20 protein-coding genes are annotated in these 22729 nt (G+C 60.1%); 10 read left to right on the top strand and 10 right to left on the bottom strand.

Annotation, left to right across the window (positions count from 1 at the left end; translation table 11 throughout):
- The first annotated feature begins 136 nt into the window (after positions 1-136).
- From ACM6I0_RS27625 to ACM6I0_RS27605, 5 genes are all read left to right on the top strand, one after another.
- Positions 137-601, top strand: coding sequence for a multidrug transporter (locus ACM6I0_RS27625; protein WP_285430946.1), 465 nt, complete (start codon positions 137-139; stop codon positions 599-601).
- 34 nt (positions 602-635) lie between these two features.
- Entirely contained in the window at positions 636-1460 is an 825-nt protein-coding gene (locus ACM6I0_RS27620) for an SDR family oxidoreductase (protein ID WP_414923775.1), read from the top strand.
- 89 nt (positions 1461-1549) lie between these two features.
- The gene (locus ACM6I0_RS27615) at positions 1550-2905 is read left to right on the top strand and encodes an AAA family ATPase (protein ID WP_285430944.1); all 1356 of its coding nucleotides are present in this window, start codon (positions 1550-1552) and stop codon (positions 2903-2905) included.
- Entirely contained in the window at positions 2898-3527 is a 630-nt protein-coding gene (locus tag ACM6I0_RS27610; protein WP_414923774.1) for a TIGR02646 family protein, read from the top strand. Before ACM6I0_RS27615 ends, ACM6I0_RS27610 begins: the two co-directional genes overlap by 8 nt.
- 33 nt (positions 3528-3560) lie before the next feature.
- Positions 3561-3959 (top strand): DUF4440 domain-containing protein, encoded by a 399-nt coding sequence (locus tag ACM6I0_RS27605; protein ID WP_285430942.1) that lies wholly within the window; start codon positions 3561-3563, stop codon positions 3957-3959.
- A 156-nt stretch (positions 3960-4115) separates the two neighbouring features.
- Here the strand turns inward: ACM6I0_RS27605 and ACM6I0_RS27600 are convergent, their stop codons facing one another.
- The 4 genes from ACM6I0_RS27600 to ACM6I0_RS27585 form a co-directional block, all read right to left on the bottom strand.
- A complete protein-coding gene (locus ACM6I0_RS27600; protein WP_285430941.1) occupies positions 4116-4964 on the bottom strand; it encodes an HlyD family secretion protein in 849 nt (282 codons plus the stop codon).
- A 25-nt stretch (positions 4965-4989) separates the two neighbouring features.
- Positions 4990-5190, bottom strand: coding sequence for a DUF1656 domain-containing protein (locus ACM6I0_RS27595; RefSeq protein ID WP_008153498.1), 201 nt, complete (start codon positions 5188-5190; stop codon positions 4990-4992).
- Positions 5180-7384, bottom strand: coding sequence for an FUSC family protein (locus tag ACM6I0_RS27590; protein ID WP_414923773.1), 2205 nt, complete (start codon positions 7382-7384; stop codon positions 5180-5182). Before ACM6I0_RS27590 ends, ACM6I0_RS27595 begins: the two co-directional genes overlap by 11 nt.
- A gap of 138 nt (positions 7385-7522) precedes the next feature.
- Complete coding sequence (locus tag ACM6I0_RS27585) at positions 7523-9022, bottom strand: efflux transporter outer membrane subunit (RefSeq protein WP_414923772.1); 1500 nt, start codon at positions 9020-9022, stop codon at positions 7523-7525.
- Between the two features lie 180 nt (positions 9023-9202).
- Here ACM6I0_RS27585 and ACM6I0_RS27580 point away from each other — a divergent pair, with 180 nt between their 5' ends.
- From ACM6I0_RS27580 to ACM6I0_RS27570, 3 genes are all read left to right on the top strand, one after another.
- On the top strand, positions 9203-10171 hold the full coding sequence (locus ACM6I0_RS27580; RefSeq protein WP_208669924.1) for a LysR family transcriptional regulator: 969 nt from the start codon (positions 9203-9205) through the stop codon (positions 10169-10171).
- A gap of 332 nt (positions 10172-10503) precedes the next feature.
- Positions 10504-10881, top strand: coding sequence for a DUF6124 family protein (locus ACM6I0_RS27575; protein WP_414923771.1), 378 nt, complete (start codon positions 10504-10506; stop codon positions 10879-10881).
- A 1002-nt stretch (positions 10882-11883) separates the two neighbouring features.
- On the top strand, positions 11884-12858 hold the full coding sequence (locus tag ACM6I0_RS27570; RefSeq protein ID WP_414923770.1) for a 2-hydroxyacid dehydrogenase: 975 nt from the start codon (positions 11884-11886) through the stop codon (positions 12856-12858).
- Positions 12859-12897: 39 nt separating this feature from the next.
- Here ACM6I0_RS27570 and ACM6I0_RS27565 read toward each other — a convergent pair whose 3' ends face one another.
- On the bottom strand, positions 12898-13800 hold the full coding sequence (locus tag ACM6I0_RS27565) for a DMT family transporter (RefSeq protein ID WP_208669930.1): 903 nt from the start codon (positions 13798-13800) through the stop codon (positions 12898-12900).
- 138 nt (positions 13801-13938) lie between these two features.
- On the opposite strand from ACM6I0_RS27565, the gene ACM6I0_RS27560 reads away from it, so the two are divergent.
- Entirely contained in the window at positions 13939-14814 is an 876-nt protein-coding gene (locus tag ACM6I0_RS27560) for an AraC family transcriptional regulator (RefSeq protein WP_285430932.1), read from the top strand.
- 125 nt (positions 14815-14939) lie between these two features.
- Here the strand turns inward: ACM6I0_RS27560 and ACM6I0_RS27555 are convergent, their stop codons facing one another.
- From ACM6I0_RS27555 to ACM6I0_RS27535, 5 genes are all read right to left on the bottom strand, one after another.
- Positions 14940-17369 (bottom strand): TonB-dependent siderophore receptor, encoded by a 2430-nt coding sequence (locus tag ACM6I0_RS27555; RefSeq protein ID WP_414923769.1) that lies wholly within the window; start codon positions 17367-17369, stop codon positions 14940-14942.
- 215 nt (positions 17370-17584) lie between these two features.
- The gene (locus ACM6I0_RS27550; protein WP_414923768.1) at positions 17585-18574 is read right to left on the bottom strand and encodes a FecR family protein; all 990 of its coding nucleotides are present in this window, start codon (positions 18572-18574) and stop codon (positions 17585-17587) included.
- Positions 18571-19134, bottom strand: a complete 564-nt coding sequence (locus ACM6I0_RS27545; RefSeq protein ID WP_414923767.1) for an RNA polymerase sigma factor — start codon at positions 19132-19134, stop codon at positions 18571-18573. The genes ACM6I0_RS27550 and ACM6I0_RS27545 overlap by 4 nt, the downstream gene beginning before the upstream one ends.
- 326 nt (positions 19135-19460) lie before the next feature.
- Positions 19461-19868, bottom strand: a complete 408-nt coding sequence (locus ACM6I0_RS27540) for an HPF/RaiA family ribosome-associated protein (RefSeq protein ID WP_414923766.1) — start codon at positions 19866-19868, stop codon at positions 19461-19463.
- Positions 19869-20081: 213 nt separating this feature from the next.
- Positions 20082-21029, bottom strand: coding sequence for a LysR substrate-binding domain-containing protein (locus tag ACM6I0_RS27535; protein ID WP_414923765.1), 948 nt, complete (start codon positions 21027-21029; stop codon positions 20082-20084).
- A gap of 136 nt (positions 21030-21165) precedes the next feature.
- Between ACM6I0_RS27535 and ACM6I0_RS27530 the strand changes: the two genes are divergently transcribed.
- Complete coding sequence (locus ACM6I0_RS27530) at positions 21166-22542, top strand: L-serine ammonia-lyase (RefSeq protein WP_285430926.1); 1377 nt, start codon at positions 21166-21168, stop codon at positions 22540-22542.
- The last annotated feature ends 187 nt before the right edge of the window (positions 22543-22729 follow it).

Raw genomic sequence — 22729 nt, 5'->3', positions numbered from 1 at the left:
TAATCGTCGCGGTGATTACCTGGCTACTGTCAGAAATTACAGTAGCGACCAGCGGTAGATGCCCCTTGAACCGCGAATGTCCATTCCCGCGGCCCTTCGGTAGGATGGTGGTCATGAGTTCAAGGAGCGTTAAAACATGTTCATCGGCGTCTTGCTGGTCATTACCTGGCTGATCCTGTTGCTGCGCTACCCGGCCAAGGCATTGCCGGTCTCTGTGGCGGCCGCCATCGGGCTGGGCCTGGTGGCCACGTGGGTGATCTGGTTGGACAACCGCGAGGTCAAGCAACTGGCGCGCCTTGAACTGCGCATTACCTACGCCCCCGAGCAATGCCCGGCCGACCGTCCCTTGCAACTGAAAATGAACAATGGCAACGACGTGCCGCTCACCGAGTTGCGCTGGCGCATCGCCGCGTACGCGCCGGGCGATACGGTCAACCTGGCCGACAATCAATACGCCGCACCGCGCTATCGCGGCCCCGGCGAACTGCAGGCCGGCGCCAATTGGGAAGACTGTCTGCCGTTGCCGCCGCTGCGCCCCGGTTATCGCCCGCAAACCCTGGAGTTTCGCGCCGAACATTTGCAAGGTAGTTTCTCAGACTAATCTTCCCTTTTTTCTATTGCACAAGGACCGCGCCATGCCTGTTGCGTTGATTACCGGTTGTTCCAGTGGCATTGGCCGCGCCCTGGCCGATGTGTTCAAGAGTGCCGGATACGAAGTCTGGGCCAGTGCGCGCAAGACTGAAGACGTCGCGGCGCTGGCCGCCGCCGGTTTTACGGCCGTGCAACTGGACGTCAACGACGCCGCCGCGCTTGAACAACTGAGCGAGCAGATCAATCAACAACGTGGCGGCCTTGACGTGCTGATCAACAACGCCGGTTACGGCGCCATGGGCCCGTTGCTCGACGGCGGTGTGCCGGCGATGCAGCGGCAGTTCGAAACCAACGTCTTTGCCATTGTCGGCGTGACCCGGGCGATGTTCCCGGTGCTGCGCCGCGCCAAAGGCCTGGTGGTGAACATCGGCAGCGTTTCCGGGGTGTTGGTCACGCCATTCGCCGGTGCGTATTGCGCCTCTAAAGCGGCGGTGCATGCCTTGAGCGATGCGTTGCGCATGGAGCTGGCGCCGTTCGGGGTTCGCGTGATGGAAGTCCAGCCGGGCGCCATCGAATCCAGTTTCGCCAAGAATGCCGGCCATGAAGCGGAACAATTGATCACCGAACAATCACCGTGGTTTCCACTGCGTGAAGGCATTCGTGCACGCGCCAAGGCCTCTCAGGACAAACCGACGCCGGCCAGGGAGTTTGCCGAAGGTTTGCTCAAGGCCGTGCAACACAGCAACCCGCCGCGCCTGATTCGCCTGGGCAATGGCAGCCGGGCGTTGCCGCTGTTGGCCGGGTTGTTGCCCAAAGGGTTGTTGCAGGCGGGGTTGATGAAGCGGTTTGGGTTGCGCGGGCAGTTGTAAGCAATTACAGCCACCACCTGATAAAACGCCGAGGGGATGCCATAATCGACGCCTTTGTATCAACCGACTGACCCTAAAAGGGCAACGTGATGGAAATCAAAAAAATCCGACTGAGTAATGTCGGACGTTTTACCGATCTGGAAGTTGCCTTTGCGCCGACGGACACGCTCGTTTCGAAAGTGACGGTGTTTGTCGGCAATAACGGCTGCGGTAAAACAACGATTCTGACGTCACTGGCGACATCGCTCAGTTGGTTGGTGGCGAGGATTCGCTCACAACGCAGCAAAGGAGTTTTGATTGATCAGGACTGCATCAACAATGACGCTAGCACTGCATCAATCACCCTCGACGTACACGAACCTGGATACTTCAATCTCCCACACGAGCAGGACTTTAGCTGGACGCTCGTGCGGTTACGTCCAGGCCATGTTGCGCTAGACAAAGGTAACCTGGCGGGCGCTGCAGATTTGGCTCACTGCTACGGTGAGATGCTATCTATCGCCGAAGTAGCAGCATCATTACCCTTGATTGTTTACTACCCGGTAGAAAGATCAGTACTGGACATCCCGCTGGAATTGACCTCACGCACCGATTTCAATCAGCTTGAGGGTTACGAGAATGCACTTGGACAAGGAGTCGATTTCACTCGTTTCTTCGAATGGTTCAGACAACGCGAAGATATTGAAAATGAATCTGGCATATCGAGCGTGCTGTTGAGTGACATCAAAAAAGCCATTGCAACCCCCGATAAGAAAATCATTCAAGAAATCGAGCGCATGCATGCTTCGTCTCGCGACAAACAGCTCAATGCCGTGCGCAAGGCCATCTCGGCATTCATGCCGGGCTTCGATAACCTTCGCGTACAACGCAAACCTCGTTTGCTGATGGCGATAGACAAGGGGGGCAAAACCCTCAACGTCGCTCAACTGTCGCAAGGGGAAAAGTCGATGATGGCGCTAGTAGGGGATATTGCACGCAGATTAGCGATGATGAATCCCGGGTTGGAGAACCCACTCGAAGGTAACGGCGTAGTACTGATCGACGAAGTCGACATGCACTTGCATCCCCGGTGGCAACGTCGGTTGATCCATCAATTGACAGAAACCTTCCCCAACTGCCAATTCATTCTTACAACCCATTCACCGCTGGTCATCAGCGATAGCAAAGACGTTCTGTGCTATGTCCTGGATGACGGAAAACTGGTCGAGAAAAAAGGTTTGTATGGACTGGATGCAAACCAGGTCCTCCTCAGCGTGATGGAAACCGAAGTTCGCAACACGGACGTTCAAGAGCGTCTGGATCAACTGCTTGATCTACTTCAGGACAAGAAGCTAAAAGCTGCAAAGACGCTATTTGAAGCACTCTCCGGCGAACTACCAGCCGGCCACATTGAATTGGCCAAAGCCGCCTTATTGATCCGCAAAATGGAGCTGCGTAGTGCGTAAGATTCACAAAGGCAAAGAGCCCGAATCACTTGGACAGTGGAAACGCGGCAACCCAGGAAAACGCTACAACGACCTACCCTACGCGCAGAGGCAAGCCATACGCGAGGCCTGCCTTGAAGAACAATTTGGATTATGTGCGTATTGTTGCCATGCAATCGCTATCGATACAGCGCACAACGAACATGTCGATGCGCAAGATTCGGCCCCGAATCGTACGATGAATTTTTCCAACATTGTTGCCAGCTGCAACCATCCAAATCAATGTGGCAATGCTCACAAATCCCAACCGCTTGCGCTCACCGCCCTGATGGATGAATGCGAAACCGAGCTTAAGTTCTACCTCTCTGGCGCAGTAGAAGGCCTCACCCCCAGAGCAGTTGGCGCGATAAAAGTGCTCAACCTGGGTGATACGCGCAAAAACAATCTGGCGTTGTTTAACACGCGTAAAACACTCATTGAGTCACTCCTGTTTACGCAATGCATCGAGCCATCGGAGCTCAAAATTGAAAGTGACGAAGTCCTTTCGATCTTGCTTGAAGAGTTACAACTCCCCGATCAAGACAATCGGTTGCAGCCCTTCTCTCCAGTCCTTGTCAACGTCCTCCGCCAAATCCAGCGCTGAGCCTATTGGCTCTACCTATATCGGAAGAACTCCATGACCGACTACAGCGAATATTTTGACGAAGTCATCCAGGCTCACATAGCTATCGAAAAATGGTTGGCCCTGGAACTGGACGAGTCTGTGCTTGAACAACTGCTGGCGCGTTTTTCGCCGCAATTTTCCATGATCTCGCCGTTGGGCCGGGTGCTGGATTTCGACGCATTGAGCGAGTTGTTCATGCTGGCGGGCGGCAGGAAACTCGGGTTCAGGATTGAGCTCAGCGAGCTGCGCGGCATTGTGCTCTACGACGGTGGAGCGACCGTGAGTTATCGCGAACGGCAGACCGATGCAACCGGCCTGCATTCTGATCGACGCTCGACGGTGGTGTTCGAGAAGCAGGCCGACGGCAAGGTGCTTTGGCGTCATTTGCATGAGACGTTTTGCAAGGGCTAAGTCCGCGTCGCGCCCATCGCGAGCAGGCTCGCTCCCACATTGATCGAGCCCGCCGCAGATTCTGCAAACACCACAAATCCCCTGTGAGATGCGGCGAACACCACAAATCCCTGTGGGAGCGAGCCTGCTCGCGATGGCCGCAACTCGGTCCAACGTCTAGTTAACCACCACCGTGCACGTAATCCCCGCCGCCAACAGCACTCCTTCCGGCACTTCATCAATGTGAATCCGCACCGGCACTCGCTGCGCCAGGCGCACCCAGTTGAACGTCGGGTTCACGTCGGCAATCAGCTCGCGACTTTCCGGGTTATCGCGGTCATAAATACCGCGCGAAATGCTCTCCACATGCCCCTTCAACACTTCGCCGCTCATCAACTGCATGTCGGCTTTGTCGCCCACCCGCACATGCGGCAGTTTGGTCTCTTCGAAGAAGCCATACACCCAGAACGAGTTCATATCGACCACGGCCATTTTCGCTTCGCCCATGCGCGCGTAGTCGCCGCGATGCACGTTCAGGTTGGTGACGTAACCGTCCACCGCCGCACGGACTTCGGTGCGCTTGAGGTTGAGTTCGGCCGCTTCAAGTTGTGCCTGTGCGTGCTGATAATCGGCCAGCGCCGAGTCGGCGATGTTGCTGGCGTCGTCGCGGTTTTCCTTGGAGATCACCAAGGCATCCATGTCAGCGCGGCGATGGGCGTTGACCTTGCGCATCTCCCACGTCGACTTGCGTGAGGCCACCAGCGCCTGCGCTTGTTTGACCGCGATGCGGTAATGCTCGGGGTCGATCTGCATCAGCAAATCGCCCTTCTTCACCTGTTGGTTGTCGCGCACCGGAACGTCCACCACTTCGCCGGTGACATCGGCGGCGACGTTGATGATGTCCGCGCGCACCCGACCGTCGCGGGTCCACGGCGTGTCCATGTAATGCACCCACAGGGTCCGGCCGATCCATAGCGCGAGGGCCAGTACCAGCAGGGTGGCGAGGAGGCTGAAAAGCTTTTTCATCAGGGCCTTCTTCAGTGATAAAAAGTCAGTGATAGACAGTCAGCGCCAGGGCGCCGAACAGACAGGTAAACAAACTCAGGCGCAACAGCGCCGGGTGCCAGAAGAAGCGGTACAAGTCGAAACCCGACAGGAACCGGTCCAGCGCCCAGGCGAGCGCCGCGGCGATGAAAAACATCAGCGTCATGGTCGGCATGTACACGCCGTGGAAGGCGATTTCACGAGGCATGTTCAAGTCCTTGGGGCTTGGCGACAGCGCTGGCCTTCAGGTAGCCGGCGAGCGGTGATTGCGGGTCCAGCAGTGAGGTGCGGATGAAGTGCAGGTAGCTCTTCACCCGGCGCAAGGCCGATGTGTCGAAATGCGGCGCGAACGGCTCGTCGGTGGCTTGCACGCGGCTGATCGCATGGTCGACCGCGATCAATCCACGTTCCAGATTGCTCTGGCTCGGCTGCAGAAACAGCCGCACCAGCGAACGTCCCATCACGCGGATCGCCTGGCGCCACGGCTGGGATTCGGCATAGGCCGGATGCACCGGCAGGATCGCCTGTTCCTTGCGCAACTCGATGATCGCGTGACCGACCTCCAGCACCACGAACATCCAGCGCAGCAAGTTTCGTTGCACCTGCGGTTGTCCCGCCGCGAGACCGTAGGCCTGGTGCAGCAGGTCCCGCGTACTGCTTTCAAACCCCGACGTCAAACCCTTGAGCTTGCCGCTGATGGCGTACACCACTTGCCCGCGCAGATCCTGCTCCAGTCGCCGCCACAACCAGCGACTGTTGGGCGGCAGGATGATCGCCCCGGCCGCCGCGCACACCAGCATACCCAGCACCATGGCGATGTAGTCATTGATGAACGCGTAAGGGTTGTAGACCGTGAGATTGTCTGGCACCGAACCGGTGCTGAAGAAGATCAGCAAGCCGAGGCCGACACCGGCGTATTGCGGCCGCGAAGTGAGGAACGACCCGAGCACGATCACCGGCGCGAGCATCACGCACAGCAGTGGAAAACCATCGATCAACGGGAAGATAAAAAACATCTCGAAGAAGCCGATCAGCGCCCCGAGAAATGTCCCGCTCGCCATTTGAAACGCCATGCGCTTGGGGTTCGGCGTGGCCGCAGAAAGGCCCACGGTGGCTGCGGCGATCAGGGTCATGGTCGCCCCGCTCGGCCACGCCGTCGCCACCCAATAGCTGCCCAGCACCACCAGAATGAACGCCGCGCGGATGCCCGACGCGGCCGAGGCCATCCAGTTGGTTTGCGGGGTGAACGGCTCGTCCCATTGCTCCCGCGCATGGCTGTGATCGGCCAGCGAGGCGTGGGTCTGTGCATAACTGTGCAACTCATCGACGAAGCGATACAGCAGCTCGTACGCGGTGTGGAAATCGAGCTGCTCGGCGTCGCTCGGCTCGCTCTCCTGAAACGTCGCCCGCAGGCTCCGGACCCGGGCCGGCAGGTTTTCCTTGTAGCTCGCCAAGGCGTTCGTAAGGCGGGCAGCGTCGGGGCTGGTCAAGGCGCGACCGCTGAAGCCGTCGAGCAATTCGGCGAGGTCCTGCAGCCCCGGTTTGATCGCCGCGACCACATGATCCGCACCACTGCTGCGCAAGCGTTCGAGCAATTGATGCAAGGCGTTGAACCGCGTGGTGATGCCCATGAATTCGCTGTTCAGGCGACTGAGGCGGCCGTTGCGCCGACGCATGTGCGGGTCTTCGAACACGGTGACGCTGCGCAGCCCTTCGAGCCCGACAGCCTCGGCGATAAAGCGCACGTTGCTCGCCTCAAAAGCCTCGGGTTTGCTGCGACCGCGCAAGCCGTCGGTGACGAACAAGGCGAACACGCCGAAGCGTTGATACAAGGCGTTGCGCATCGCCGCGCTGGCGGTTTGCGGCAGGATCGCGGCGCTGACCACGGTTGCGCAGAGAATCCCCAGCGAGATTTCCAGCACCCGCCAGACCGCCGCCATGAACGCGCCATCCGGGTGCGCCAGCGCCGGCAGACCGACCATCGCGGCGGTGTACCCGGCCAGCACAAAACCATAGGCGCGAAAGTTGCGATACCGCGCGGCGCCGGCCGAACAGATGCCGACCCAGATTGCCAGCGAGCCGAGGAACAGTTCAGTGTTCTGCGCAAACAAGGCAATCAGCGCGACCATCACCGCCGACCCGGTCAGGGTGCCAAAGAAGCGATAGAAACTCTTGGCGAACACCTGGCCGCTTTGCGGCTGCATGACGATGAACACGGTGATCATCGCCGTGCGCGGTTGTGGCAACTCCAGACGCATGGCCAGCCACAACGTCAGGAACGCGGCGAACAACACCTTGAAAATGTACACCCAGGTCACGCCGTCGCTGCGTGCCCAGTCGAACAAACCCCGGCGCCATTCAAGGGAGTACAGCCAGCGCAAAGGTGCGGGCAAGGGAGTCATGGAATCCTGCTCACTGTAATTCAGTCAGGTAGAGAACCTGTGGGAGCCAGCCTGCTGGCGATGGCGGTGTGTCAGTCAATGCTGATGTCACCTGACCCACCGCCATCGCCAGCAGGCTGGCTCCCACAGGTGTTGTGTTCACTTGAGAAGCGCCGGGGTTTTCGGAGCCTGGGTCTGGCTGTCTTTGGGCACATCGTCGCCCGCACCGAGTCCACCGCCGAGCGCCGTCACCAGTTCAGCGTGGGCGCTCAGCCGCGCGGCCTGCACCTGTTGCTGGACTTGCTGCTGCTTGAACAACAAGGTCTGGGCGTTAAGCACGTTGAGGTAATCGGTGAGCCCGCGTTGATAGGCGATCATCGCGATGTCGTAGGTCTTTTGCGCCATCGCCACCGACTCGGCGGCGAAGGCTTGCTGCTTGTCCATGGATTCGCGACGGATCAACTGGTCCGAAATGTTTTTCAGCGCATTGACCAGGGTCTGGTTGTACTTGGCGACAGCGATATCAAACCCGGCCGAGGCTTCACCCAGCTCCGAACGCAAACGGCCGCCATCAAAGATCGGCAGCGAGATCGCCGGGCCGACGCTGTAGTTGAGTTTCTTGCCGGTCAAAAACTCCAGCGCCCCGCCGCCGGTGGCCATGTAGCCAAGGCTGCCGACCAGATCGACGTTGGGATAAAAACCGGCGTGAGCGACATCAATCCCACGTGCCTGGGCCGCCACTTGCCAGCGACTGGCGACCACGTCCGGGCGTTGACCGAGCAATTGCGCGGGCAATGACGACGGCAGTTTCAGCGGCGCGGCCAACGACAGCGTCGGGCGTTGCAACTGCGCACCCTCCCCCGGTCCCTTGCCCGCCAACGCGGCGAGTTGATTGCGGCTCAGGGCGATTTCTTCGTCCAGGGCGTCAATCTGGCGGTGGGTTTCCGGCAGCGGCGCTTGCGCCTGACTGACCTCGAAATGGGTGCCGATGCCGCCATTCAGGCGTTTCTGCGCCAGGTCGAGGATTTGCTCTTGCTGCTTCAGGGTGGCCTCGACGATGTCCCGTTGCGCGTAGTGCAACGACAGTTCGATGTAGGCGCGCACGATGTTGTTCTGCAATTCGAGCTGGGCCAGACGCGCTTCGGCGGCGCTCATGTGCGCCATGTCCACAGCACGCTCAGTGGTGTTGCTTTCGCGACCCCAAAGGTCAAGGGCATAGCTGAAGCCCAACGCGGCGTTGTTGTCCCAGGTCGTGGTGTTGGCCAACTCGCCCGGCCCGTAGAACTGATCGGTGGGCCAGTTGTGGCGCTTGAGGGTGGACTCGCCATTGATCTGCAATGATTCGGCAGACTCGGCAACCCCCGCCATGGCCTTGGCCTGACGCACACGAGCGGCGGCCATGGCCATGCTCGGGCTGCCTTGCACGGCGAGGTCGATCCAACGGTTGAGTTGCGAGTCGCCATAGGCCTGCCACCATCGGGCGGTGGGCCAGTGAGCGTCCTGCGCGGCGCTCTGGATAGCTTCGTCGGTGGCCAATGAATTGGCCTCCAGTGCCTTGCCCTGCGGGGCAATACCTCCGGTTCCGATGCAGCCGCTGATGGTCAGGGTTAAAGCCAAAACACTGAGCGTCTGAAGCGCTCTGCTGATGCGACGCGGCACTGCTGAAAATTCCTGAGGTGGGGAGTTGTTCCTGAGGCCGCAATTCTAGGGGGGGGCTTTGTTGGCGATAAGCTGGGAATCCTGTGAATCTTTGTTACCGTTAACGCGATAATCCGTTGGTCGGGGTCACCGCCCCCGTAACTTCGTGTCACAATTTGCCATCGCACCCGAGAGCACCCCATGGACACTTTGCAAAACATGCGCGCCTTCAGTTACGTGGCCGAGGCCGGCAGCTTCACCGCCGCCGCCGTGCAACTGGACACCACCACGGCCAACGTTTCGCGCGCGGTCTCCAATCTGGAAGCCCATCTGCAAACCCGCCTGCTCAACCGCACCACCCGCCGCATCGCCCTGACCGAGGCCGGCAAGCGCTACCTGTTGCGCTGCGAGCAGATCCTGGCCTACGTCGAAGAAGCCGAAGCCGAAGCCAGCGACGCCCACGCCCGCCCCGCCGGGCAGCTCAAAGTGCACACCATGACCGGCATCGGCCAGCACTTCGTGATCGACGCCATCGCCCGCTACCGCAAAACCCATCCCGACGTGACCTTCGACCTGACCATGGCCAACCGCGTGCCGGACTTACTCGACGAAGGCTACGACGTGTCCATCGTGCTCGCCAGCGAACTGCCGGACTCGGGTTTCGTGTCCCAGCGCCTGGGCATCACCTACAGCATCGTCTGCGCCTCACCGGCGTACGTGAAAGCCAACGGCTGCGCGCAAAAGCCCAGCGACTTGCTCAATCACATGTGCCTGCGCCTGGTGAGCCCGGTGATCCCGCTGGAGAAATGGACCTTCGACGGACCTGAAGGCCAGGAAATGGTCACCATTAACAGCTCGCCGTTCCTGGTGAACTCGGCCGACGCCATGAAAACGGCCATCACCAGCGGCATGGGGGTTGGCGTGTTGCCGGTGTATGCGGCGATTGAAGGCCTGCGCAACGGCACACTGGTGCGCGTGATGCCGAACTACCGCTCACAGGAATTGAATCTGTACGCGATCTACCCGTCGCGGCAGTACCTGGATGCGAAGATCAAAACCTGGGTCGAGTATCTGCGGGGTTCGTTGCCGGAAATCCTCGCGGCGCATCAAGCGGAACTGGCGGCGTATGAATTGAGCGGGACGCTGGGTGGGGCTCGGCTGGCGAACTGATCTCACGGTCCTACAGACGCGGTGAATTTGCGGGATGTTTCCGACGAACTCTGTCGGTTGTTGGGTCAGACGGGAAATGGGTAGGCTTTGTGGGTCGCTGCGAAATCAGCGGCCAGGTCTGGAAAACCTGACAACCCCCCATCACACCTCATGGCATACTGCGGCGCTTTTTTTGCTCGCAGTTCTTTGTTATGGCGGCTGTGCGCGGGAGGCCTTCGGGTCTGCCGGGTGTGATGGTGGTCCGGTTTTTCCAGTCCGCGCACAGTTGCCACCCTTTCGCCTGGAAATCGAAAGATGGCAGCTCCATTTCATCGCCATTGAGTAACTTCCAAATGATCAAAGAAACTCCGAATCCCCCGGAAGCTGACGACGTTTCCCCCTACGAATCCGCCGACTCCAAAAAATTCAACGAAGCCGCCGAACGCGCGCTGGACCATTACCTCAACCCCGCAGCCCTCAAATCACCAGCCAACCGCAAGCCCAGCACCATGTTCCTGGTTGCACCGGACATCAAAGACGAAGACCTGCTGGCCCACACCTACGAGTCGTTGGCCCAGGCCAGTGTCATGGCCAGTGATTTTGCGGGGTATCTGGAAGGCCCGCATCGACACACAGCAATGGCGATTCAGCAGATAGTGATGCTGGCCGAGCTGGCGGTGAATCGGATGCTGGATAACGTCGAACTGCCGAAACCTGCGCTAAACCGCTAATCCCTTGTGGGAGCGAACCTGCTCCGGGCGGCGTTCCGACGATGGCGGTCCGACATCCAACATTGATGCTGACTGACACACCGCCATCGCTGGCAGGCCAGCTCCCACAATAGACCGGCGTACACGCTTCGCTCCTCACCACTCAACAGGCCGAGCGGTAGCTCGCCTGCAGCTTTTGATCTTGATCCACCCGCCCCATTGGAACGCGGAGCGTCCCTGGCTGCATTCCCACGCGGAGCGTAGGGAACGATCAGTAAGGTAGCAGGAAGAGATTGGTCGGCTGGCAGGGCGCCATCGCTGGCAAGCCAGCTCCCACAATAGACCGGCGTACACGCTTCGCTCTTCACCACTCAACAGGCCGAGCGTTAGCTCGCCTGCAGCTCTTGATCTGGCTTTTGATCTACCCGCCCCTTCGGCAGGCTGAGTGGAGGCGTTCATCTGGGGGCAGGCGCGTAGCGCCGTGCGGCGAAGCCGCACACATCGAGAGGAGGTCGTCGCGAAGCAGACCGGAGGCGATGCCCCCAGATGAATGCCGGAACGAAGGAACACCGAGCCCCAGCGAGGGGCCGAACGCCGGGGCAAGCCTTTTTGGGTACTTTTTTGGCGTTTGAAAAAAGTGCCTCGCCGTAAGGGCGAAACCCTAGGTGGCCGTTACCGCAGAAATGGATATGTACACCTGAAAGAAAATGGTCGGCTGTCAGGCCGCCTTCGCGAGCAAGCCCGCTCCCACAGGGTTCGGTGTACACCTGCAGGAGACTGGTCGGCTGGCAGGTCGCCATCGCTGGCAGGCCAGCTCCCACAGGGTTCGGTGTACACCTGAAAGAAACTGGTCGGCTGTCAGGCCGCCATCGCGAGCAAGCTCGCTCCCACAATTAGCCCAGGTACATCCAAGAGAACATGGTCGGCCCAAAGGCCGCCACGCATACACCCCCAACCACTCGCACAAAAGCGAAGAACAATGCTAGCGTGCCAGCCATTCAAAAAGCCCCGACGAGCCCCCCCATGAAAAAGACCGTCCTAGCCTTCAGCCGCGTCACCCCCGAAATGGTCGAGCGCCTAAAACAAGACTTCAACGTCATCGTCCCCAACCCGAAAAACGGCGACATCAACGCCCAATTCAACGAAGCCCTGCCCCACGCCCACGGCCTCATCGGCGTCGGCCGCAAACTCGGACGCGAACAACTCCAAAACGCCACCCAACTCGAAGTCGTCTCCAGCGTCTCCGTCGGCTACGACAACTACGACGTCGCCTACTTCAACGAACGCGGCATCATGCTCACCAACACCCCCGACGTCCTCACCGAAAGCACCGCAGACCTCGCCTTCGCCCTGCTCATGAGCAGCGCCCGCCGCGTCGCCGAACTGGACGCCTGGACCAAGGCCGGCCAATGGCAAGCCACCGTCGGCGCCCCCCTGTTCGGTTGCGACGTACACGGCAAAACCCTCGGCATCGTCGGCATGGGCAACATCGGGGCCGCCATCGCCCGTCGCGGTCGCCTGGGCTTCAACATGCCCATCCTCTACAGCGGCAACAGCCGCAAGACCGAACTGGAAAAAGAACTCGGCGCCCAGTTCCGCACACTCGACCAACTCCTGGCCGAAGCCGATTTCGTCTGCCTGGTCGTCCCGCTCAGCGAAAAAACCCGACACCTGATCAGCCACCGCGAACTGGCACTGATGAAACCCAGCGCCATCCTGGTCAACATCGCCCGCGGCCCGGTCGTAGATGAACCCGCCCTGATTGAAGCGCTGCAAAACAACCGGATTCGCGGCGCCGGCCTCGACGTCTACGAAAAAGAACCACTGGCCGAGTCGCCATTGTTCCAACTGAAAAACGCCGTGACATTGCCACACATCGGCTCCGCCACCCACGAAACCCGCGAAGCCATGGCCAACCGCGCCCTGGCCAACCTGCGCAGCGCCTTGCTGGGCGAGCGACCGCAAGACCTGGTCAACCCGCAAGTCTGGAAAGGCTGATTAAAACGGGCAGACGTTTTCAGACGTCTGCCCATCAAATCAAGCGAGTTTGCCGTTGCCCTGCACCATCGGTGCCTTGGGTTTACGAAACACCAGCACATTGCCCAACATCACCAACACCAGCCCCACCAATGCCGGCGCGGTCCATTGGTAGCCTTCGGCAAACGCTGACACATTCAGCGCCACGATAGGGAAAAGCACGGTGCAATACGCCGCACGCTCCGGTCCCATGCGCCCGACCAGTGTCAGGTAAGCGGTGAAACCGATCACTGAGCCTGGGATCACCAGGTACAGCAGCGAACCGACATACCGCGCGCTCCATTCAATGTCGAACGGGATGCCTTTGACCAGGCACCACACCGACAACATCGCCGCGCCATAGGCCATGCCCCAGGCGTTGGTGGTCAGCGGTTTCAGACCGGCCTTTTGCTGCAAACTCGACAACATGTTGCCGGCCGAAAAACACAGTGTTCCGAGCAATGCCAAGCCCAGCCCGAGCAAGGTTTGCGGGCTGGCGGTATGGCCGGCCAGCTCAGGCCAGAACAACAAGCCCAACCCGAACAACCCCAGCGCCCCGCCCATCAATACGTTACGGGCGATTTTCTGACCGAAGAACACCCGCGCATTCAAGGCATTCCACAGGGTTGCGGTGGAAAACACCACGGCGACCAGGCCGCTGGGAATCCACTGGCTGGCGGTCAGGAAGCACATGAAGTTGACGCAGAACAGGCACAGGCCCTGCGCCAGGCAGATCAGGTGTCCGCGACGGTTCATCACTTGCAGGCGACGACTGAGCAGCAACATCACGAAAAGCACCAACGCCGCAAGGCCAAAGCGATAGACGATCGACACCGGAATCGCCACCACCCCCAGCTGCCATTTCAGGGCAATCCAGGTGGTGCCCCAGATCAGCACAGTCAGCAAGTACAACGACAGGTTCATGGCAAACACTCCTCAATAGGCGTTCAGTGTCCTGCGCCACACCTTTTCGCACTTGCATAAACTTGCGCTTTTGTCGGTCGGGAGGCTGGCACGGCAAGGCCTACGGAGTAGGATGCAAGGCGTTGGAGAGAAGCGATCATGCCCGCACTGGAATCCCTGCAAGTCTTTCAAGCCCTCAACCGCTCGCCCAATGCTCGCCTTGAGCACAGCGCCGAGCTCGGTGACGGCATGGCTGCAGCCTTGTGGAGCAACCATCACGATGCCCAGGATTATGAAGCGCCGAGCCATCACACCTTGTCCTGCTACATCGCCGGGGGCACCGGTACGTTTCGCCGCGACCAGCCCGGCACCAAGGGTGGCCCGGACAAGTTGTGCATTCTTCCGGCCGAGCATCAATCGGGCTGGGTGATCAATGGCGACATTCGCCTGGCCCACGTGTATTTCAGCCCCGAACAATTCGCCCTCGGCTGCGTCACGCTGCTGGACCGCGAACCGCGCGAACTGCAATTGCGCGAAGCGACTTTCCTGGACGATCCGCTGCAAGCACGGCGTTTTCGGCAAATGCTCACACTCAACTGGGACGAACCCGGCGAACGCCTGCTCACCAGCAGCCTGGCCCATGAAATGCTCAGTCACGTCTTGCTCGGTCAGGTCGGCATGCGCGAGGGGTTGCGGCTCAAGGGAGGATTGGCGGCGCATCAGCGGCGACAGTTGGTGGAGTTCATCGACACTCAATTGGCCGAGGCCATCAGCCTGGGACAATTGGCGGCGTTGTGCGCGTTGTCCGAATACCACTTTGCGCGGATGTTCCGAGAGAGCTTTGGCTTGCCGCCGCATCAATATGTATTGGCGCGCAGGCTGAGCCGGGCGCGGGAGTTGTTGCGCTCAACGTCTCAACCGTTGGGAGAGATTGCACTGGCCTGCGGGTTTGCCAGTGCGAGCCACTTCACCAATCGGTTTCGGCAGGTTTTGGGCGGGACGCCTGGGGAGTACCGGCAGGCGTTTTTGCGGTAATGCTGAAATTTGCAGCGAATGTCAGGCCGCCATCGCGGGCAAGCCCGCTCCCACATGAGATCTGTGGCGCTCACAAATCCTGTGGGAGCGAGCCTGCTCGCGATGAACGATGACGCGGTTTTCGATCAGAACTCCAGCGTGCTGGACAGTGAGATCTGCCGCGAATCCCCCATCGACACAAAGAACCGGCTCGCCGCTGACGTGTAGTAAGTGCGATCAAACAGGTTCTTCACATTGAGCTGAAACTTGACCTTCTGCCCTTCGACCTTGGTGTCGTAGGTGGCGAACGCGTCGGCCACGGTGTAGCTCGGCAAGTCGAAATCGTTGACTGCGTTACCCGCTCGCTCACCGACATAACGCGCACCCGCGCCGACTCGCAACTGATCGCCGCCAACGATGGTGCCGAAGTCATAGACCGCCGACAGCGAGCCGCTGTTCTTGGCGACGTTTTGCAATTGCTTGCCCTGGTAGACCGGGTCTTCAGTGACTGAAGCGTCGGTGTAGGCGTAGCTGCCGATCATGCTCCAGCGATCACTGAGCTGGCCGCTCACATCCACTTCCAGGCCACGGGAACGTACTTCACCGGCGGCGCTGTAAATCGTCACCGGGCCTTCGGAGTTGGCCACCAGCACATTGCGTTTCTTGATGTCGAACAGCGCGATGTCGCCGGTGATGCGCCCCGGCATGTCGAGCTTGGCCCCGATTTCCCAGGACTTGGCTTCTTCCGGGGCGATGCTGCCGTCTAGCACGGTGCTGCTGCCGCTCAACGGTGCGATGGTCGAGTTGGGTTTGAACGATTCGGTGTAGCTGCCGTAGAACGACAGTTCATCGGTGAAGCGATAGACCAGGCCGGCACGCGGCACCCACTTCTGCCCGTTGCCGTCGGTGTTGGCCTGGAATGGCACGCCTTTGCCGGCGTACTGGTCGTATTCCTGGAAGCGTGCGCCCGCGACGAAAATCCATTGATCCGTCAGGTGAATCGAGTCCTGCAGGAAGATCGAGTCGCTGCGCAGTTGATCGGTCTGCGCGCTGTCGGCCGGGCTGACAGTGGTCCCGGCGACTTCACGGCCATAGACCGGATTGACGTAGCTGAAGGTGCTCAGGCTTTTCTGGCGGATCAGGTCTTCGCGGTAGATCTTGCGGTATTCGTCATCGATGCCGACCACCACGTCATGTTGCAAGCCCAGCACATTGACGTTGCCTTCGAGGCTGGCGGTGGTGAAACGGTCGGTGCTGATCGCATTCTGCGTGCCGTCCATGCTGCGGGTCAGCGTGCCTTTGTTGGTGTCGATGGCGGTGATGCGCACCTGGCTGGCGTCGTAGGTTTCACGGTTCCAGCTGTAACCGAAGTGGGCCTTCCAGTTGTCGTTGAGTTCATGATCGGCTTCGAAGTGGTACAAGTCCGAACGGCCTTCCATGTTGTTGAACGGCTCGTCCAGGCGCTCGTTGCGCGAGATATCCAACGGGTGGTTGGTGCGCGGATCGATGACGGTGCCACGGTCGAACGGGGTCAGGAACTCACGGTGTTCGTAGGCGAATAACAGCGTGGTGCTCTCGCCGAACCAGGCCAGTGATGGCGCCACCAGCGTCTCGCGGTGGGTGCCGAAATTGCGCCAGTAATCTTCGTCTTCATGGTCCAGCACCATGCGGTAAGCGAGGCCGGAAGTGCCGAGCGCGCCGGTGCTGTCGAGGCCGCCACCGCTGCCGTTCTTGCCGTCGCCGTACGTGGAACCACGCAAGGTCAGGGCGTTGTATTGCTCGAGCTCGGGTTTCTTGCTGACCATGTTGACCACGCCGCCCGGGTCTTGAATGCCGTACAGCAGCGAGGCCGGCCCCTTGAGCACTTCGACGCGGTCGACGCTCGCGTTCATGCCACGGCCCTGCACGATCGGCATGCCGTCGCGCATGATCGAGCCGTTGCGGTTGTCGCCAAAACCGCGGGTCATCACAGAATCCTGAGTACTCGCCAGCGTATTGCCCTGGGTGATGCCGCTGACGTTGGCCAGCGCGTCATCGAGGTTGCGCGGCGCCTGATCGCGAATGACCTGGGCCGGGATCACGTTGACGGTCTGGGGGATTTCCTGAAGCAAGGCTGACGAGCGCATTACCGAACTGGTCGGCGGCGGTTGGTAGCTTGTGGATTGATCGGCCACCGAGGTAATGGTCGTCGCGCCCAGATTCAACGTGCCGGCGGTGGGCACCGGTTCCAGTACGAAGGTGTGGGCATCGGTACGGCGGAAGGTCAAACCCGAACCGCTGAGCAGACGCTGCATCGCCTGCTCGGCGCTCAATGAGCCATTGATTGCCGGCGCGGTGAGACCGTAAGGCGCTTCATCGGTGTAGACCACGCTGATGCCGGTGAGGCGGCTGAAATCGCTCAGGGCCTGGGGCAGCGGTTTGGCGGCGATGGCGAAGCTCAACGGCGGGCGTTGCGGCGTGCCGGCAGCCTCAGCGGCCGACGCAATACTCAACGGCAGCAATGCCAACGCCGAAAAGCTCAGTGCAGAGGCACCCAACCATTGTTTGACCGAACCCGATTTTGCCCTGGACTTCATTGCTCAATGACCTGTGTAGAACCTACGGAATGCGAATGACTCGCAGTTTCAGTCACTACACGGATGGGGCTCGGGTTTACCTCACCAAAATGTTGAAAATAATTTAATTGAGTGTCGGTGGTGTTTGATCAGGCCCCATCGCGAGCAGGCTCGCTCCCACAGGGGAATGCATTCCAAATGTGGGAGTGAGCCTGCTCGCGATGAGGCCCGCCGCCTCAGCGCAAAATAATCAGATGTCCCATGACCTTGGTCTGCTCAAACCCCACCACTCCCTGCAACGAACTCAACACCGCTTGCGGGTCCTTGCTCGGGAAACTGCCACTGACCCGCCGCGCCGCCAGCTCATCGTTGAGCAACACGATCTGCCCCGGGTAATAACGCCGCAGATCCTGCACCACCTCGGCCAGCGTCGCCTTGTAGTAATTGAGCCAGCCCTGACGCCAGGCCAGCTGCGCTTCGCTGTCGACAGGGTGCAGTTTTTCCGCCGAGCCCTCGCCGTACGCCACTTGCTGGCCGGCGGTCAGGATTTGCTGCTCGGCTTGATTGTCCGCAGTCACGCCGACCCGTCCGGACAGCACAGTGACTCGCGCGCCGTGCGGTTGCAGGCGCACTTCAAACTGCGTGCCCAACACCCGCGCCTGACCCTTTTCGGCTTCGACCACAAACGGATCGCCGGTGTGCGTCACGCTGAAAAACCCGGCACCGCGCCGCAATTGAACATGGCGCTCACCGCGACTGAAATCCACCGCGATGGCGCTGTCGGCATCCAGCGTGACTTGCGACTGATCGGCTAACGTAACGGTTTTGATTTGCCCCGGTGCCGAGACATAGTCGGCCCCCAGATCATCGATCCATCGCAACGGCTGCCATCCAACGCCGAAACCGATCATCAGCAACAGACACGCCGCCACGGCCAGCGCCCCCGACCAGCGCCGCACGCTGTGGCGGCGAGAGGAATTGATAGCGTTGAGGTAACCCTGCAAGGCAAACGCTTCTTCATCCGCCAGGGTTCGTGCCGGCCCTTCACTGAGTTCCCACAGCACTTGTGCCTGAGCATAGGCCTCGGCATGCGCGGGATCGGCCTGCAGCCAATGACTGAACGTGAGCTGGTCGCCGCTGCTGGGCTGGTCGTGCAAAAGGCGCAGCCAGGCCAACGCGGCCTGCTCTTGTGCGGGCGTCGGGGTGACGCGGTCGAATGGGTTCACGGTGCTTTCCCGGGCGTGCGCGTGGGCGGTTCCCGCAGGCTGGCCTTGCAGGCCTCGAGGGCGCGCATCATGTGTTTTTCCACAGCGCTTTGGGACAGGCCCATGGCCGTGGCGATTTCGGCGTATTTGCGACCGTGGATGCGATTGAGCAGAAAGATGTGCCGGGTGCGCTCAGGCAACGCGCGCAACGCCGCTTCGACATGACGCAGATCGTTGCCCGCCTCCAGGGCGGCTTGCGGCTCACTGCTCTGGCTGTCTGGCGGGTCCGGCGCCCAGCCTTCGTTGACCCGCACCCGTGCGCCTTCGCTGCGTAAATGATCGATGGCGATGTTGCCGGCGCAGCGCAACAGGTAAGTGCTGAGCTCCTCGACTTGCACCAAAGGCCGGCGCCAGAAACGCAGAAACAAGTCCTGCACCAGATCAGCGGCAGTCGCCTGGCAGCCGACACGCCGGTTCACCAGCGCTTCCATTTGCGAGCGCTGGGACAGGAACACCTGAAGAAAATGCGCGCGGGCACCCCGGTGTTCATCGTCGCGCAATTCCGGGGGGCTGGTGATCATCGGCTCGGCCACTGCGCCGGCGCCGCAACGCCATAGCCACCCAGCATCCGGCAAGTGACCACCAGTCGGTAGCAAACAGATAGCGTGCTGATCTTGCCTTTCATGCTTCGACCTTGAAACGGTGAGGCCGCGTGAACGTCACACGGTCAACAAGGCCGCAATACTAATGATAAATATTCTCATACGCAAAGCCGATTCAATTGCCGGATGCCCGCCTGCGTCGCAAAGGTGTTGAGCAGCACCTCTGATCGTTCTCGACACAAACAAAAACGGGCCTGCATAAGCAGACCCGTTTGTCAGTGGAAAAGTAGAAATTAACTCAGGACTTAGCCGTTCTGTGCAGCCTGTTCGTTTTCGAGAAACTCATCTTCCAACAGCGCATCGGCTGTGGCTCTTTCGAACGGCACCACAGCGGCACGTGGTTTGCCCCGCAGTTTGCCAAACAGGTGATCCAGCGCATGTTCAAGTTTTTCGGCCGCACCGTCGATGGCTTGCTCCAGGGTGTCGGCTTTGTGAGTGACAGAAATCGGTTGATGGCCTTTTGGCCGCGCTTCCAGCTGGCAGCGCAAATCGTGGGGACCAGGCTTGTCGCCGTTCTCGTCCCGCAGATGAACCTCGACGCGGGTCAGGTTCTCTTCATAGCGTTCGAGCGTGCTCTCAATGGTAGTACGTACCCACTCCTCCAGTCGGTTGCTGCTTTGAATATGGTTATCACTGTTGACTTGGATTTGCATAGTTCATCCCTTATTTCAGCTAGCTCGCGAGAGGCCCTTCGACTAGCCCTTGGGCGTCATTACCGTGACCTCTTGTTTACACAATCGGTCTGCTCGACAAACATTTCAACCCCTAAAAAAAGATAATTCCGGATTCGCAGAAAAAGCCGGACAAGGAGCAAAAGCGCTGTTAAGGTCGGGAGTTGGCTCGTATCGCTCGTTTGTCATAATTGCTCACATCTGTCGCTCCGCCAGTGGGTGCAAGCTGCGGAAAACCGCGGCCTCTTCTACCAGCCAGTCATGCACCGCGCGCACGCCCGGATGGCTCAACGCCCCCGGCGCATAAAGCAACACGTAGCGCTTGTGATTGGGCACCGCCAAGCCAAACGGCACAATCAATGTCCCCCTCTCCAGCTCATCGTTAAGCAGTGTCCTTCGCGCAATCGCCACGCCCATGCCGGCAATCGCCGCTTCGATGGTCAGGTGATTGCGGTTGAAGGTGTGGCCGCGCCGCACGTCCGCCCCCTCGAAGCCGATGGCGTTGAGGTAAAACTCCCATTCCGCATACTCATAACTGCCGCGCCAGGCGGTGATGTCGTGCAACAGCGGAAAGTGCACCAGATCCACCGGGCCGTGCAGCGGCGGCCGACCACGCAACAGGCTCGGCGCACAGACCGGAAAGATCTGCTCGTCGAGCAAGGTTGTGGATAACAAGCCCGGGTAACTGCCGTCATTCAGATCGATCGCCAAGTCGAAATCACCCTCGTGCAGCGGCACGCTGCTGTCCTCAGCCACCAGACGCAACTGGATGTCCGGAAAGCGTTGCTGCAAGCGCGGCAATCGCGGTGTCAGCCATTTGCTCAGGAATGACGGAATCGAGCGCAGCCGCAGAATTCCGCTGATCATGCCCGCGTCCAGTCGTCGCAATTCCGCATCGATGCTGCCGTATGCCTCATTGACCGTGATGGCCAGTCGCTGGCCTTCGGCGCTCAGCTCCACGCCTCGAGCGCGACGGTGGAACAGTCGGAATCCCAGCCGTTCTTCCAGTTGGCGGATTTGCTGACTGACCGCACCCGGCGTGATGTGCAGTTCTTCGGCGCAACGGGTGAACGACAAGTGCCGCGCGGCACAGGAAAACACGTGCAGCCAGACGTAAGTCTGGGCGTGCAATTGGCGACTCATTGTTTAGTCCTGCTAAAGGCTGTCTTAGGAAGTTTCGTTGGTCACGTCGGACCGAGGGAGGCAGTATCGCCGACATTGCGCTTGTCCTACAAAACATGGCAGCGATTCCTCTTCCATTGCTTGTATAGGCTTTAGCATGGCTATCAGTGTTTTCGATCTCTTCAAAGTTGGCATCGGTCCGTCCAGCTCCCACACCGTCGGCCCGATGCGCGCCGCCGCGACCTTCGCCCAGGCGCTGATTGACCAGCATTTGCTGGACGCCGTACGTCGGGTAGAAATCCGCCTCTACGGCTCGTTGTCGGCGACCGGGGTCGGTCACGCCACCGACCGCGCCTGCATCATGGGCCTGATGGGCGAATGGCCGGACAGCATCGACCCGACCACCATCGATAGCCGAATCCAGGCCCTGCGCGAAACCGGCGAATTGTCCCTGGCCGGCAAAACCACGATTGCCTTCAACTGGCAACGCGATCTGCTGCTGCTCGACGAGAGCCTGCCCTACCACCCCAACGCCATGTCCCTGACAGCCTTCGGTGAAAACGGCGAATTGTCGGAGCAGACTTACTATTCGATCGGCGGTGGTTTCATCATTGAAGCGGCCGAAGCCGAGTCCGGTATCGCGCCGACCAGCGACGTGGTGCTGCCGTACGATTTTTCCAGCGCCGCTGAGTTGCTCAAGCTCTGCAACCAGCACGGCCTGCGGGTTTCCGAGCTGATGATGGCCAATGAACTGGCTTGGCGCAGTGAAACGGAAATTCGTCAGGGCCTGCTGCACATCTGGTCGGTGATGCGCGAGTGCGTCGAGCAAGGCCTGCTCCACGAAGGCATCCTGCCCGGCGGTCTGAATGTTCCGCGCCGCGCGGCGAAATTGCACCGCAGCCTGCTGGAAATCGGCAAGCCCAATGTCATCACCTCCACCCTGTCGGCCATGGAGTGGGTCAACCTGTTTGCCCTCGCCGTGAATGAAGAAAACGCGGCCGGCGGAAGAATGGTGACGGCGCCGACCAACGGGGCGGCCGGGATCATTCCGGCGGTGCTGCACTACTACATGAAATTCAACCCGGATGCGTCGGACGACGACGTCGTGGCGTTCTTCCTGGGCGCGGCGGCCGTGGGCATTCTCTGCAAGAAAAACGCGTCCATCTCCGGCGCCGAAGTGGGCTGTCAGGGCGAGGTCGGTTCCGCCTGCGCGATGGCCGCCGCCGGTCTGGCCGATGTGCTTGGCGCCACCCCGGAACAACTGGAAAACGCCGCCGAAATCGGCCTGGAACACAACCTCGGCCTGACCTGCGATCCGGTCGGAGGCCTGGTCCAGGTGCCGTGCATCGAGCGCAACGCGATTGCCGCCGTGAAGGCCATCAACGCCACGCAAATGGCCCTGCGCGGCGACGGCAAACACTTCATCTCCCTGGACCGGGTCATCCGCACCATGCGCGATACCGGCGCCGATATGCACGACAAATACAAAGAGACTTCACGGGGCGGCCTGGCGGTGAGCTGGGTGGAGTGCTGAGGAGCATTCCGAAGCAGGTAGTTTGAAAACGTAGCGAGCGAAGGCAAGACAAGGCAAAAACAGGCAAGGACGCGGAGTTTACGGGTTGTAAATGAGCAGTCCGCGCCTGTTTTTAACGCAGTATTGCCGAGCGCAGTAGTTTTCAAACTGCCTGCCTGACCGTCCGGAACACGTGAGCCCTAGCAAG

It is taken from the genome of Pseudomonas sp. IT-P294 (assembly GCF_949767865.1).
Lineage (GTDB): Bacteria > Pseudomonadota > Gammaproteobacteria > Pseudomonadales > Pseudomonadaceae > Aquipseudomonas.
This window is presented reverse-complemented; position numbering and strand designations above follow the sequence as displayed.

Coding starts and splice junctions, on each gene's coding strand:
- ACM6I0_RS27605 (WP_285430942.1), top strand. CDS start 3,561: ATGACCGACTACAGCGAATATTTTGACGAAGTCATCCAGGCTCACATA.
- ACM6I0_RS27575 (WP_414923771.1), top strand. CDS start 10,504: ATGATCAAAGAAACTCCGAATCCCCCGGAAGCTGACGACGTTTCCCCC.
- ACM6I0_RS27625 (WP_285430946.1), top strand. CDS start 137: ATGTTCATCGGCGTCTTGCTGGTCATTACCTGGCTGATCCTGTTGCTG.
- ACM6I0_RS27595 (WP_008153498.1), bottom strand. CDS start 5,190: ATGCCTCGTGAAATCGCCTTCCACGGCGTGTACATGCCGACCATGACG.
- ACM6I0_RS27530 (WP_285430926.1), top strand. CDS start 21,166: ATGGCTATCAGTGTTTTCGATCTCTTCAAAGTTGGCATCGGTCCGTCC.
- ACM6I0_RS27565 (WP_208669930.1), bottom strand. CDS start 13,800: ATGAACCTGTCGTTGTACTTGCTGACTGTGCTGATCTGGGGCACCACC.
- ACM6I0_RS27580 (WP_208669924.1), top strand. CDS start 9,203: ATGGACACTTTGCAAAACATGCGCGCCTTCAGTTACGTGGCCGAGGCC.
- ACM6I0_RS27600 (WP_285430941.1), bottom strand. CDS start 4,964: ATGAAAAAGCTTTTCAGCCTCCTCGCCACCCTGCTGGTACTGGCCCTC.
- ACM6I0_RS27535 (WP_414923765.1), bottom strand. CDS start 21,029: ATGAGTCGCCAATTGCACGCCCAGACTTACGTCTGGCTGCACGTGTTT.
- ACM6I0_RS27555 (WP_414923769.1), bottom strand. CDS start 17,369: ATGAAGTCCAGGGCAAAATCGGGTTCGGTCAAACAATGGTTGGGTGCC.
- ACM6I0_RS27545 (WP_414923767.1), bottom strand. CDS start 19,134: ATGATCACCAGCCCCCCGGAATTGCGCGACGATGAACACCGGGGTGCC.
- ACM6I0_RS27620 (WP_414923775.1), top strand. CDS start 636: ATGCCTGTTGCGTTGATTACCGGTTGTTCCAGTGGCATTGGCCGCGCC.
- ACM6I0_RS27615 (WP_285430944.1), top strand. CDS start 1,550: ATGGAAATCAAAAAAATCCGACTGAGTAATGTCGGACGTTTTACCGAT.
- ACM6I0_RS27560 (WP_285430932.1), top strand. CDS start 13,939: ATGCCCGCACTGGAATCCCTGCAAGTCTTTCAAGCCCTCAACCGCTCG.
- ACM6I0_RS27590 (WP_414923773.1), bottom strand. CDS start 7,384: ATGACTCCCTTGCCCGCACCTTTGCGCTGGCTGTACTCCCTTGAATGG.
- ACM6I0_RS27540 (WP_414923766.1), bottom strand. CDS start 19,868: ATGCAAATCCAAGTCAACAGTGATAACCATATTCAAAGCAGCAACCGA.
- ACM6I0_RS27570 (WP_414923770.1), top strand. CDS start 11,884: ATGAAAAAGACCGTCCTAGCCTTCAGCCGCGTCACCCCCGAAATGGTC.